Source organism: Streptomyces virginiae, from assembly GCF_041432505.1.
Lineage (GTDB): Bacteria > Actinomycetota > Actinomycetes > Streptomycetales > Streptomycetaceae > Streptomyces > Streptomyces virginiae_A.
The window spans coordinates 4,079,328-4,092,036 of sequence record NZ_CP107871.1; the positions used below are offsets into that span (position 1 = coordinate 4,079,328).

The window sequence follows — 12,709 nt, forward strand, 5'->3', positions numbered from 1 at the left end:
ATCCCGGTCACCCGGCGGACAGGGACTCCCGGAACACCTGCGCGGAGCGCGGATTCTGCCCGCACTGCCACACGCCGTGCGGGCAGTAGTCGGTGATGCTGTGGTAGAGCGGCTCGTGCTCGGCGAACCAGGCCAGCATGCCCCGTACGTACGCGGGATTGTCGCCGTGCCGGAACAGCCCCCACTCGGGGTACGAGATCCGCTTGCCGTGGGCCCGCGCGAAATCGACCTGCTGCTGGAGTCCGTAGGGCTGGGTGACCTGCTCGTCGAAGGTACGGCCGGGCTCCTGGTCGTAGGAGTCCATGCCGATGACGTCGACCACGTCGTCACCCGGATAGCAGCTGGTCCAGGCGATCGCGTCACCGCCACGGTTGGGGGCGTAGTCGAACCGGAACCGCTGCCCCTCCACCGAGCGCATGGCAGCCACGACGCGCCGCCAGTACGTCTTCCAGCTCTCGGGATCGGGCCGGCAACGGTGCGTGTAGTTGAAGCCGTTCATCTCCCAACCGAGCACGATCACCGTGTCCGGCACCCCCAGCTCGACCAGACGCGTCGCCAGCCGCCGGAAGTGGTGGTCGTTGGCACCCCGCGCCCCGGAGCGGATCAGCTCGGCGACCCGGTCGTCGGGAACACCCGCCTCGTTGCGCTCCTGCATGGGCACGTTCAGCACGAACAGTCGATCGGCCTTCTCCCCGCGCCACCGCGCCCAGGTGCGCAGCGAATCGGGTGCCCCCTCGATGTTCGCCCAGGTGTCCCCGGGCAGGTAGGTGTGCCCGGCGCGCAGCTCGGTACCGCCGAGCCACTTCGACAGTTCCCGCATCCGCTCGACACCGGGCGAGCCGTAGTGGAGATAGGCGCCCACGGCGACCTCGGGGACCTCGGCCCCCGCACCACCCCCGGCCCCCTCCCGCGGCGACCGCCCGCCGTGGGCGCTCCCCGAGATGAGCAGGCCGACGGCGACCGTACTCGCGCAGGCCCCCGCCAGCCAGCGGCCCAAACGGGACATGACACCTCCACAGGCCTCGTGCACCGATGTGTCTGCCAGCGACGTTAGGCACCGCACCCGCCGACCCGCCCGCCCGGAGACCCCCCTGCTCGGCCATTCGCCCCAACCGCCCCACCCCTCCCGCCCCCGCCCGCGTTCGAGGCGCGGGAGCCCGCGGGCAGCGCCCCCGGCGGCACTGCCCCGGCGGGGCTAGGCCACCACCCGCACCCCCAGCTGCGCCGCCAGCGCCGGAGCCAGGTCGAACAGCTGCGCCGGGCTGATCACCGCCCCGGCCAGCGCCTCCACCCCCCGCGCGATCTCCAGCACGGACGCCTCCCGCAGATCCACATCCGTCATCCGCACCCCGCTGAGATCCACCCCCCGCAGCGCGCAGTCCCGGAACTCCACCCGCTCCAGCACCGCTCCCGCGAAGTCCGGCTCCACCAGCACACACCCCTCGAAGACCACGTCCTTGAGCCGCGCCTTCCGCAGATTCAGGTAGTCGATCTTGCCCCCGCGGACCACCACCCGCTCCAGCACCGCCCCGTGCAGCTGCACCCCGCCCAGCCGGGCGTCCACCACCTCCACGTCCCGCAGCGAGGCCCCCGACAGATCCGTCCCCACCCCCCGGACCCCCTCCAGCACCGAATCCAGGATCCGCGCCTTCGCCAACCCCACCTCGTCCAGCGCACACCGCCGCACCGCGCAGTCCATGAACCGGGACCCGATCCCCTCCTGCCCCGCCAGGTCGAGATCCGCGAACTCCAGCCCGTCGTAGTCCCCGTCCGGCTCCAGCTCACCCCCCTCCCACACCGTCGGCTCGGGCAGCCGCAGCTCCGGCCGCCGTGCCGCCTTCACCGTCTGCTCCTGCTGCCCTTTGCGCGCCATGCCTCCATCGTGAACCAGCCCACTGACAACAGCCGACAACGGCGACCCTTGACCTCAACCGCGCTCGAGGTCGCAACCTGACGCCATGACCACCATGCGAGCCATCCGCCTCCACACCTTCGGCCCCGCCGAGAACCTCTCCTACGAACACACCGACACCCCCGTCCCCGCCCCCGGCCAGGTCCGCATCGCCGTCGCCGCCGCCGGCGTCCACCTCCTCGACACCAGCCTCCGCCAAGGCATCCAGGGCCCGCCCGCCCCGCTCCCCGAACTCCCGACCATCCCGGGCCGCGAGGTCGCCGGCACCGTCGACGCCCTCGGCCCCGGCACCGACCCCGCCTGGCTCGGCCGCACCGTCGTCGTCCACCTCGGCTTCGCCCCCGGCGGCTACGCCCAGTACGCCGTCGCCGACGCCGACCGCCTGCACCCCGTACCGCCCGGCCTCGAACCCGCCGAAGCCGTCGCCATGATCGGCACCGGCCGCACCACCCTCGGGATCCTGCAGTTCGCCGACCTCGGACCGGACTCCGTCGCCCTGATCCCCGCCGCCGCCGGCGGCATCGGCACCCTCCTCGTCCAGTACGCGGTCAACGCCGGCGCCACCGTCGTCGCCCTCGCCGGCGGCCCCGCCAAAGCCGCCCTGGCCGCCGCCAACGGCGCCCACCTCGCCCTCGACCACACCGACCCCACCTGGCCCGACGCCGTACGCGCCCACCACCCCGACGGCGCCACCGTCCTCTTCGACTCCGTCGGCGGCGACACCGCCCGCACCGCCCTCGACCTCCTCGCCCCCGGCGCCCGGCACCTCGTCTTCGGCTGGTCCGGCGGCCCCCTCCACCTCACCGACGCCGAACGCGCCGACCTCGACGCCCGCGGCATCACCACCCAAGGCGTCCTCGGCCCCACCATGCTCCAGCGGGTCGGCGCCCCCGACCCGCTGCGCGTCCTGGAGACCCGCGCCCTCGCCGAGGCCGCCTCCGGCCGCCTACGCCCCGCCCTCACCCGCTACCCGCTCGCCGAGGCCGCCACCGCCCACCACGACCTGGAAACCCGCGCCACCACCGGCAAGGTCGTCCTGGAACCCTGAAACCGGCTACCGCACCCCACCCAGCTCAGCCAGCGCGCCGTCCGTCAACCGGTACACGTCCCACTCCTCCTGCGGGCGGGCGCCCAAGGCCTCGTAGAAAGCGATGGTCGGCGCGTTCCACTTCAGCACCGACCACTCCAGCCGCTCGTAGCCCCGCTCCACGCACGTCCGCGCCAACTCCCGCAGCAACGCCTTGCCGTGACCTCCACCGCGCACGCCCGGCCGCACGTACAGGTCCTCCAGGTAGATCCCGTGCACCCCGCGCCACGTCGAGAAGGACAGGAACCACACCGCGAACCCGACGACCTCCCCCTCCGGAGTCTCCGCGACGTGCGCGAACACCGCCGGACGCTCCCCGAACAGCGCCTCCCGCAACTGCTCCTCGGTGGCCCGCGCCTCGTGCGGCACCTTCTCGTACTCCGCGAGCTCGCGGATCATCGCGTGGATGACGGGGACATCGCTGACTTCGGCGCTGCGGATCATGCCCGCAGCCTAGGCCGATCACCGCCCCAGCAGCACCTCGGCGACCGTCAACTGATCCTCGTCCAGACGCACTTCCCCGTCCTCGACGTCCCACAGACAGTTCTGGAGCACCCGCCCCAGCGTCCAGGCCCGCGCCCGCTCCCGCTCCAGACCCGCCACCCGGGTCAGCAGGTCGAACCGCCACCCCACGTCCCCGGCCCGGAAGTTGTTGATGATCGCCGGCATGAGATCGAAACCCGGATCACCCGCCAAGGGCTTCGGGTCGATCGCCAGCCACGGCTCCCGGCCACCCGCCAGCACGTTCTCGTAATGCAGATCCCAATGCAGCAGCCGGTCCCCCGGCTCCCCCACGACCTCCGCCACCGCCGCCGCGCAGTCCTTCAACACCCGCCGGTCCCGCGCCTCCACCAACCGCGCCAGCGCCCGCGGCACCTCCTCCAGCATCCCGGCGGCCATCCCACCGAGCCCGCGCAACCCCGCCGGAGCCGGCACCGCCGTCAGCCGCGCCACCAACTCCCCGACCACCACCACCGCCTGCCGCGCGTCCTCCCGCGCGAGCGCCGCCAGATCCCGCCCCTCGTCCAACCGCTCCAGCAGCAGGGTCCCGGTGTCCACGTCGTGCTCCAGCAGCCGTACGCAGCCCTGCCCGTCCCACGCGCGCAGCGCGACCGGCTCCCCCACGCTCTCCTCGTCCACCGCCACCAGCTTCAGCACGGCCCCGCTCCCGTCGGCCCGCTCCACCGGCAACACCAAAGCCGTCACCCCGTGCATCACGGGCCCGTTCCGCCGCAGCTCCCACCGCTCCAGAAACCGCTCCGCCCGCCCGGGCAACGCGGCGATGAACTCCCGCCCGGCATCCCCGTTGAACCCGACCTGCGCCTCGACCAGCCCGTCCGGAATCTCCACCATCCCCGGACGGTACCGTCCCCCTGCCGGTGTCCCTGCGGGGTGCTCGGCGGTGTCCCTGCGGGGTGCTCGGCGGTGTTCAGCTGGACTTTGCCCTTGCCGGGCGGGTCGCCTCAAGCGCCGGCGGGGCTGGGTGGTGCGGGGTGGTGCGGGGCCCCGCACGAGGGTCTCCTCGGCTCGGCGCGTGCGGCCACGTCCCGGCAAGACGGCCCGGGTCGCGCCTCGTCCTGCGGGGACCCTCCTGCGTGTCCCCGCCCCACGGCGGGGCTTCGACGGTACGGCCCGAGGGGTGGGGGGACGGGGTGGGGTGTCCCCGCAGGACGAGCGCGCAACCCCGCCCCACAACCGAGACATGCCAGTAAGGCGCGAGCCGAGGAGACACCCCACCCCGGCCCCCCGCCCCGACACCTACCGAGGCACGGGCCCGCACCTTCAGCCCCGCCGGCGTTTGAGGCGCGGCCCCGGGCAGCGCCCGAGCCGCACCCCACACCGCCGAGCACCCCGCAGGGGTCGGGCTACACGTCCAGCCGATGCTCCCGAACCACGACACACCGTCCCTGGACACCCCTCCGAGACGGGGTGTACCAACTCCCCCATGACGATCAACGGCGGTATTTCCTTCTGGTACGCGACCGCGCCCAGCCGCACCCCGGCCACCCCACCCCGCGCACCCCTCACCACCGACACCACCGCCGACGTCGTCATCGTCGGCGGCGGCTACACCGGCCTGTGGACCGCCTACTACCTCAAGCTCGCCGCCCCCGACCTGCGGATCACCGTCCTGGAGCAGAAGTTCTGCGGCTACGGCGCCTCCGGCCGCAACGGCGGCTGGCTCTACAACGGCATCGCCGGCCGCGACCGCTACGCCGCCCTCCACGGTCTCCCGGCCGCCCGCCGCCTCCAGCAGGCCATGAACGCGACCGTCACCGAGGTCGTCGATGTCGCCGCCAAGGAGGGCATCGACGCCGACATCCATCGCGGCGGTGTCCTCGAAGTCGCCCGCACCCCCGCCCAGCTCGGCCGCCTCAAGGCCTTCCACGCCGCCGAGCTCGCCTTCGGCGAGACCGACCGCGAGCTGTACGACGCCCCCGCCACCCGCGCCCGCCTCGACATCGCCGATGCCGTCGGCTCCAGCTGGAGCCCGCACGGCGCCCGCATCCACCCCCTGAAGTTGGTCAGGGGCCTGGCCGCGGCCTGCGAACGTCTCGACGTGGTGATCCACGAATCGACCCCGGTCACGGAGATCTCCGCGGGCAAGGCGGTCACGCCCTACGGCACGGTCCGCGCCCCCTACGTGCTGCGCTGCACCGAGGGCTTCACCGCCGCCCTCAAGGGCCAGAAGCGGTCCTGGCTCCCGATGAACTCATCGATGATCGTGACGGCCCCGCTGCCCGCCGAGACCTGGTCCCGGCTGGGCTGGTCGGACAGCACACTGCTGGGCGACATGGCCCACGCGTACATGTACGCGCAGCGCACCGCCGACGACCGGATCGCGATCGGCGGCCGCGGGGTGCCGTACCGCTTCGGCTCGCGCACCGACAACGACGGCCGTACCCAGCCCGCCACCGTCTCCGCCCTGACCGACCTCCTCTTCTCCTTCTTCCCGGCGCTCACCGGCACGGAGATCAGCCACGCCTGGTCGGGTGTGCTCGGCGTGCCCCGTGACTGGTGCGCCACCGTCACCCTGGACCGCGCCTCGGGCCTGGGTTGGGCGGGCGGCTACGTGGGCTCGGGCGTCGCCACCGCCAACCTCGCGGCCCGTACCCTGCGCGACCTGGTCCTCGGCGAGTCCACCGAGCTGACCACCCTGCCGTGGGTGAACCACCGCGTCCGCCGCTGGGAGCCGGAGCCCTTGCGCTGGCTGGGCGTCCAGGCCCTCTACGCCGCCTACCGCGAGGCGGATCGTCGCGAAGCCGCCACCCACGCCCCGACGACGGCGTCCTTGGCCCGCCTGGCCGACCGCATCTCGGGCCGGCACTGACCGCACGGAAGGCGGTGGGCCCGACACCTGTGACGTGTGTCGGGCCCACCGTTCCACCGCTGGGAGGGGTCCGTCCCGCTAGAGGGTCTTGCCCTCGTCCCCTTCGCGCGGGTCACCGTGGTCGTGGTCGTGACCGGGCTTGCCGCCGTGCCCGGGCTTGTGACCGTGGCCGGGCTTGTCGCAGTCCTTGTGGTCGTGCTTCTTCTTGACGTGGATCGTGACCGAGCAGGAGCGCGCCGACGCGCAGGAGCCGCCCGGCGCGGTGGGCGCCACGTAGTTGACCAGGGTGTGGTCGCCGGTGTCCGGGGAGTCGACCCGCACCTGGTAGGTGATGGTCGCGGTGCCGCCGGGTGCCAGGGTGCCGGTCCAGGTGAGCGTGTTCCCGGCGAGGTTCGCGGTGCCGCTGGTGGAGGTGAGCGAGCCGGGCACGAAGGTGGCGTCGTCCAGGACGTCGCTCGGGTCGTCGGTGAAGTCGCCGTTCCCGGCGACGGTGCCGGTGTTCGTGACGGTGAGCCGGTAGGTGATGGTGTTGCCCTGGTTCACCGGTCCGGTCGGTGACGCGGACTTCGCCACGGTGTAGGCGGGCGCGACGCAGCTGCCGCTGTCCTGCGCGGAGGTGGCCCCGTAGAAGCCGCGGCCCGTCGCCTCGACGGTCGTCACCGGCAGCGGCGCCGTCGACGCCGTGGTGGGCAGGCTGGTCAGCAGGTTGATGTCGCCGTTGGACGCGAAGGCGTAGACGCTGCCCGCGGACTTGGCCGCGCCGAAGGTCTGGGGGACCGTACCGATCTGGACGACGGTGTTGTCGGGGCGGATCCGGAACACCGGGGACGGACTCGCGGCGTCCGCGGTGCCGAAGGCGAGGACGTCGCCGTCGTCCAGGGTGATGAAGTCACCCGCCGAGACGATGCCGGCCGGGAAGGAGGCGGGGAAGAGCGTGGAGACGCCCGTGGCGGGGTCGATCAGGAAGATCTGGCTCGAATTGAACGAGCCGGCGATGAGCATTCCGTCCGCGCGGGCGGTCAGGCCGTTGACGGCGGGTACCGACGTGACCGCCGCGAGCGGTCCGGAGATCGGCCGGCTGGACGTCTCCGCACCGGTGACGGGGTCGATGGTGTAGAGGGTGGCGGTGTCGGGGGATCCGGGGAAGTCCACCCCGTACAGCGTCGAGCCGTTGGGGCTGAAGGCGATGTCGCCGTAGTCGCGGGCCAACGGGACGTTGCTGAGCGCGGTGCCCGTCGTGTCGTACTGGATGAGCCTCTGGTCGTTCCCGCCGGTGTTCGCCCACAGCGGCGTCGGCGGGCACACCGCCCGCGCCTTCGACGCGGCGGCTCCGGCCGAGGCCGATGCCGTCCCCGTGTGCGCCTGCGCGGGTCCCGCGGTGCCGGTGACGGCCAGCACGAGGCCGATCGCCGCTCCTGTCAGCACACGCCGCAGGCTGTTCCGCCCGTAACACGCCATGAAGGCTCCTCACTTCTCCCGTCTTCCCGGGAAGACGGATCGCGCCCGCAGCCGGCACGGAGCCCCGAGGGGGGGCCGGGCCGGCAGAACCGGTCGACGCAGAGTTCCCGAAGCGGGGCCCTCGGATCACGAGGGGCAGCAGGAGCCCCCCTTCCGGCCCATCACCACCACTCGAACAGGCTGGCGTACGACGCGGAGGTCCTGCGCCGGGACCGGATCCGGTGCCGGCGGCGTGGCGGAGCAACGTCTCCGGAACGGAAAAACCCCAGGTCACTCAGCACGTGACCTGGGGTTCGACGAGCCCCCTGTCGGATTCGAACCGACGACCTACGCATTACAAGTGCGTTGCTCTGGCCGGACTGAGCTAAGGAGGCGCGACCCACTCGCGCACACGGCGAGCGAAGCCGCCATCACTCTACACAGCACGCGATTCCCCCGGCCATCACATTGGTCGGCCCTCCGGCGGGTACCCCGTCGCCGCCACGGCCGGTGCCATGACGGCGTCCGTGAGGGGATCCAGGGCGGGTCCGACAGATCGCACAAAGTTCGAAGTCACGACGGTGCGGTGCTGACAGCGGAGGGCACGGCGGGTAGCGTCGGGCGGAGTCCGGATTCTGGACTAGACCTTCCACTCGGATCGTCCGGCACGTTCCTGCCGGTAGAAGGGATTCATCACCATGGCTTCTGTCACTTTCGACAAGGCGACCCGTCTGTACCCCGGCGGCGACAAGCCGGCCGTCGACCAGCTCGAGCTGGAGATCCAGGACGGCGAGTTCCTCGTCCTCGTCGGCCCGTCCGGCTGCGGCAAGTCCACCTCGCTGCGCATGCTCGCCGGCCTGGAGGACGTCAACGGCGGCGCCATCCGCATCGGCGACCGCGACGTCACGCACCTGCCGCCCAAGGACCGGGACATCGCGATGGTGTTCCAGAACTACGCGCTCTACCCGCACATGAGCGTCGCCGACAACATGGGCTTCGCGCTCAAGATCGCCGGTGAGGACAAGGCCACCATTCGCAAGAAGGTGGAGGACGCGGCGAAGATGCTCGACCTGACCCAGTACCTCGACCGGAAGCCCAAGGCGCTCTCCGGCGGTCAGCGCCAGCGCGTCGCCATGGGCCGCGCCATCGTGCGCAAGCCGCAGGTGTTCCTGATGGACGAGCCGCTGTCGAACCTCGACGCCAAGCTCCGCGTCTCCACCCGCACGCAGATCGCGGCGCTCCAGCGCGACCTCGGCATCACCACGGTCTACGTCACCCACGACCAGGTCGAGGCGATGACGATGGGCGACCGCGTGGCCGTCCTGAAGGACGGGCTGCTCCAGCAGGTCGACACCCCGCGCAACATGTACGACCGTCCCGCGAACCTCTTCGTCGCCGGCTTCATCGGCTCGCCGGCCATGAACCTGGTCGAGGTCCCGATCACCGACGGCGGCGTGAAGTTCGGCGACAGCGTCGTCCCGGTGTCCCGCGAGGCGCTGTCCGCGGCGGCCGACGCGGGCGACCGCACCGTCACGGTCGGCGTCCGCCCGGAGCACTTCGACGTCGCCGAGAGCGGCGGTCTGACCATGGTCGTGAACGTCGTCGAGGAACTCGGCGCCGACGGCTACGTCTACGGCTCCACCACCACCGCCGAGGGCTCGCAGGACCTCGTGGTGCGTGTGGGCGGCCGCCAGGTCCCGGAGAAGGGCTCCAGCCTCCACGTGGTGCCGCGCGCCGACGAGATCCACGTCTTCTCGACCTCCTCCGGCGAGCGGCTGTCGAAGTAAGCAGCTCCCGCGGGTTTCGCGGTCGTTGGAGGGGCGTCCCGTCAAGGGGCGCCCCTTCGGCGTCCGTTGCCCGTCCGCGAGCGTGGCCGCAATCCCGGCAGACCGGGCCATTCGGCCCCAACCGTCAACCCTTGATTCGAAAAACCACGTCGAACCATCCCCCGACAGAGTGACTAAATGTCGCCAAATCCTCACCGAGCGCTACTCTCGCCCTCGTGACCCACACTGCCCGCCGAATCGGCCGTTCCCTCGCCCTGGTCCTGCCCGTCGTCCTGGTCCTGTCCGGGACCCTCGCGGTCACCATGGTCCCCTGGGCGGACACTTCGTCCTCCCAGGTCCTGACCGCCGCCGCCGAGGACGTCTCCGTCCCCGCGAAGCCGCGTGCCGCCCACGAGGTGCTGCGCGACCAGCTCGTCGGCGAGTTGCAGCAGGGCGGGCGGCCGGACGACGTCCTGACCCACCTCCAGCAGGAGGTGAACAAGCGGCCCTCGCTCGCCGAGCACTGCGTGGGGATCGCGCGGGCGCTGGGGCGGGCCGCCGTGGACGCGTACGGCCCGACGAAGGCCCAGTCGTACTCCCGGCCCGTCTGTGACACCTCGTACGCCTCCGGCGTCGCCTCCATGGGCTGACGCCCGTCACGTCCCTACGCTGGCCGTCATGACCGACGACCGCCGATCCGCTCCACCCGCGCCCCCCGCAGCCGCGTTCCCCGCCGCCCCCAGCCAGGCCGTCGTCCTGGCGGGCGGCCAGGGTTCGCGGCTGCGGCCGTACACGGACGACCGCCCGAAGCCGATGGTGGAGATCCCGGGCACGGGGGTGCCGATCATCGGGCACCAACTGGCCTGGCTGGCCGCCGAGGGGGTCACGGACGCCGTGGTGTCCTGCGGGCACCTCGCCGAGGTGCTCCAGGAGTGGCTGGCCGGGGCCCGGTTGCCGCTCCGCGTGACCACGGTGGTCGAGGAGGAGCCGCTGGGACGCGGCGGCGGTCTCAAGTACGCGGCCCGGCACCTCCCGCACCCCGACGGGGCCTGGTACGCGACCAACGGCGACGTGTGGACCCGCTTCTCGCTGCGCGAGATGGCCGCCTTCCACGCGGAGCGGGACGCGGTGGCCACGCTCGCGCTGGCGCGGCCGCGCATCCCGTGGGGGGTCGTGGAGACCAACGAGTTCGGGCACGTGCTGGACTTCATCGAGGCCCCGCCGTCGCCCTACCTCGTCAACGCCGGCGTGTACGTCTTCAGCGCCGAATTCGCCTCGCTGCTGCCGGACTTGGGCGACCACGAGCGCACGACGTTCCCGCGCCTGGCCCGCGAGCGACGCCTCGCGGGCTTCCCGCTGCCGCAGGGCGCCTACTGGCGGGCGATCGACACCGCCAAGGACCTCACCGAGGCCGCACGGGAGTTGGCGGCGCAGAAGGGCCCCTGAGGCCCGTCACGGGCCGCTCGCCGCCCGTGACGTACGCGGCTTCGCGCGCCCGGCACACGCACGGGGGCCCGGCACGCTCGCGCGCGCCGGGCCCCGGTTGCCGTGTGCCGGTGTCAGCCGATGAGCCCGCCGATCAGGCCGGGCTGCTTCGGGGCCGGGGCCCCGCCGCCCGTGCTGCTCCCCGCGGAGGAGGACGGCTGCCTCGGTGCGGAGGACTGCCGGGGGGTGCTGCGGGGGGTCTGCTTGCCGGTGGTGCCGCGCGTCGCGGCCGGTGACTCGGAGCGGGTGCCCGAGGTCCCCTTGGAGGGGCTGCCGGACGCGGTCTTCCCGGACTTCGCGGCGGGCTCGGTCGCGCTCGCCGAGGGCGAGGCGGCCTTGCTCGGCGCCTGCGTGGACCGCTGCTGTCCCGGCTGCGGGCTCGCCGGTGCCTGCGGCAGCGGACGGCCCGGCAGGTAGTTGCTGGGCGCCTCGCCCGGCCCGGGGACGGTGACGACGGTGGAGGAGCGGACCGCGCCGCCGAGGAGCGAGCCGACGAGCAGGGTGAGCCCGCACACGACGGTGGCCATGACGGCCCCGCGGCGCAGGACGCGCCGCCGCAGCCGCCAGATCTCGGAGCGCGGGCCGAGGGTCCGCCAGGCCTCGCCGGCGAGGCGGCCGTCGAGGGAGTAGACCGGGGCTCCCGCGATGATCAGCGGGCTCCAGGCGGCGAGGTAGATGATGTCGGGCGCGTCGTAGGCCGGGACGGTCTTCCAGCTCACCGTCATCAGCAGGGCGGCGGACAGCAGCGCCCCGAAGCAGGCGGCGAACCGCTGCCACAGGCCGAAGACCGTGAGCACGCCGACGATGACCTGGAGGAAGGCGACGCTCAGGCCCGCGCCGACCGGGTGCGCGAGGGCGAAGTCGCGCAGCGGCTCGGCGAGCGCCCAGGGGTTCAGCGTGTGCAGCCAGGTGACCATGGAGCCGCGCTCGCCGCCGTCGAAGTAGACGGGGTCGCAGAGCTTGCCCATGCCGGCGTAGATGGAGATGAAGCCGAGGAAGACGCGCAGCGGGAGCAGCACGACGCCGAGGTTCATCCGGCGGCCGGGGTAGTAGGAGGCCTGCCCGCGCGTGTCGGGGCCGGCCCGGCGGGGGTCGGCCCCGGGGCCGGAGCCGGGCGGCTCCTGCTGGTAGGGCAGGTCGCGTACGGCGGCCGGCGGGCGGGTCTCGGTGGGGTCCCCGTAGCTGCGCTGGCCGATGACGGTCGGCGTGGCGAGGGTGTCCTCGGCGAGGTCGTGGGCCAGGTCGACGCGGGGGATGACCTGGGTGGCGCCGCCGTCGTACTCGTCGTGTCCGCGGCCGGCCTCACGGACGGCCTGGAGCAGACCGCCCATGGCGGCGGCGTCGCCGGCGTCGGACTTGCCGCTCCAGACCACGGGGGCCCGACGGCGGGTGGCCCCGGCGGCCGCCACCACGGCGCCACCCAGAACGGGTGCGCGGCCGGGGGCCTTCGCGGGCTTGGAACGCGCGCTCGGGCTCGGTGCGAGCCGCACGCGGAAGCTGGCGTGGTTGACGATGACCTGTGCGGGGTCGCACGGCACCTTGACCATGCTCAGCGCGGGCTGGTCGTCGAACCCTGACGTTCTGGTGTCCACACTCATCTAACCGAGTGATCAGTGCTTAGGACACTGCCTTGACGCCAGGGATGTGTCCGAGACCCGTCAAGATCAAGCCACCCCGCCCGAATCGGGCGG

At 72.8% G+C, this 12,709-nt stretch carries 10 protein-coding genes, 1 tRNA gene and 1 pseudogene; 5 read left to right on the top strand and 7 right to left on the bottom strand.

From position 1 onward, the window contains the following. Positions 1-16 precede the first annotated feature (16 nt). Together OG624_RS18980 and OG624_RS18985 are read right to left on the bottom strand one after the other, a co-directional pair. A pseudogene (locus tag OG624_RS18980) lies at positions 17-1,006 on the bottom strand (glycoside hydrolase family 26 protein); the annotation flags it as partial. A 189-nt stretch (positions 1,007-1,195) separates the two neighbouring features. Continuing rightward, the gene (locus OG624_RS18985) at positions 1,196-1,873 is read right to left on the bottom strand and encodes a pentapeptide repeat-containing protein (RefSeq protein ID WP_078909474.1); all 678 of its coding nucleotides are present in this window, start codon (positions 1,871-1,873) and stop codon (positions 1,196-1,198) included. A gap of 94 nt (positions 1,874-1,967) precedes the next feature. On the opposite strand from OG624_RS18985, the gene OG624_RS18990 reads away from it, so the two are divergent. Beyond that, positions 1,968-2,960, top strand: a complete 993-nt coding sequence (locus OG624_RS18990) for a zinc-binding dehydrogenase (protein WP_033223711.1) — start codon at positions 1,968-1,970, stop codon at positions 2,958-2,960. Between the two features lie 6 nt (positions 2,961-2,966). Here OG624_RS18990 and OG624_RS18995 read toward each other — a convergent pair whose 3' ends face one another. Both OG624_RS18995 and OG624_RS19000 read right to left on the bottom strand, forming a co-directional pair. Beyond that, positions 2,967-3,443 carry a GNAT family N-acetyltransferase gene (locus OG624_RS18995; RefSeq protein WP_033223602.1) on the bottom strand — a complete coding sequence of 159 codons (477 nt, stop codon included), beginning with the start codon at positions 3,441-3,443 and terminating at the stop codon, positions 2,967-2,969. An 18-nt stretch (positions 3,444-3,461) separates the two neighbouring features. After that, positions 3,462-4,352: an aminoglycoside phosphotransferase family protein gene (locus OG624_RS19000; protein ID WP_033223600.1), complete on the bottom strand. Its 891-nt coding sequence runs from the start codon at positions 4,350-4,352 to the stop codon at positions 3,462-3,464. A gap of 592 nt (positions 4,353-4,944) precedes the next feature. Between OG624_RS19000 and OG624_RS19005 the strand changes: the two genes are divergently transcribed. Next, positions 4,945-6,330: an NAD(P)/FAD-dependent oxidoreductase gene (locus OG624_RS19005; protein WP_371639619.1), complete on the top strand. Its 1,386-nt coding sequence runs from the start codon at positions 4,945-4,947 to the stop codon at positions 6,328-6,330. A 78-nt stretch (positions 6,331-6,408) separates the two neighbouring features. On the opposite strand, the gene OG624_RS19010 is transcribed toward OG624_RS19005, so the two are convergent. Both OG624_RS19010 and OG624_RS19015 read right to left on the bottom strand, forming a co-directional pair. Continuing rightward, positions 6,409-7,755, bottom strand: coding sequence for a DUF7927 domain-containing protein (locus OG624_RS19010; protein WP_371639620.1), 1,347 nt, complete (start codon positions 7,753-7,755; stop codon positions 6,409-6,411). A gap of 332 nt (positions 7,756-8,087) precedes the next feature. Next, positions 8,088-8,162: transfer RNA gene (locus OG624_RS19015), tRNA-Thr, on the bottom strand. A gap of 303 nt (positions 8,163-8,465) precedes the next feature. On the opposite strand from OG624_RS19015, the gene OG624_RS19020 reads away from it, so the two are divergent. From OG624_RS19020 to OG624_RS19030, 3 genes are all read left to right on the top strand, one after another. Further along, complete coding sequence (locus OG624_RS19020) at positions 8,466-9,554, top strand: ABC transporter ATP-binding protein (protein ID WP_033225862.1); 1,089 nt, start codon at positions 8,466-8,468, stop codon at positions 9,552-9,554. A gap of 215 nt (positions 9,555-9,769) precedes the next feature. Beyond that, complete coding sequence (locus tag OG624_RS19025; protein ID WP_033225863.1) at positions 9,770-10,183, top strand: hypothetical protein; 414 nt, start codon at positions 9,770-9,772, stop codon at positions 10,181-10,183. Between the two features lie 28 nt (positions 10,184-10,211). Continuing rightward, positions 10,212-10,979, top strand: a complete 768-nt coding sequence (locus OG624_RS19030; RefSeq protein ID WP_371639621.1) for a nucleotidyltransferase family protein — start codon at positions 10,212-10,214, stop codon at positions 10,977-10,979. A 113-nt stretch (positions 10,980-11,092) separates the two neighbouring features. Here the strand turns inward: OG624_RS19030 and OG624_RS19035 are convergent, their stop codons facing one another. Further along, positions 11,093-12,616 (bottom strand): DoxX family membrane protein, encoded by a 1,524-nt coding sequence (locus OG624_RS19035; RefSeq protein ID WP_371639622.1) that lies wholly within the window; start codon positions 12,614-12,616, stop codon positions 11,093-11,095. Positions 12,617-12,709: the final 93 nt, after the last annotated feature.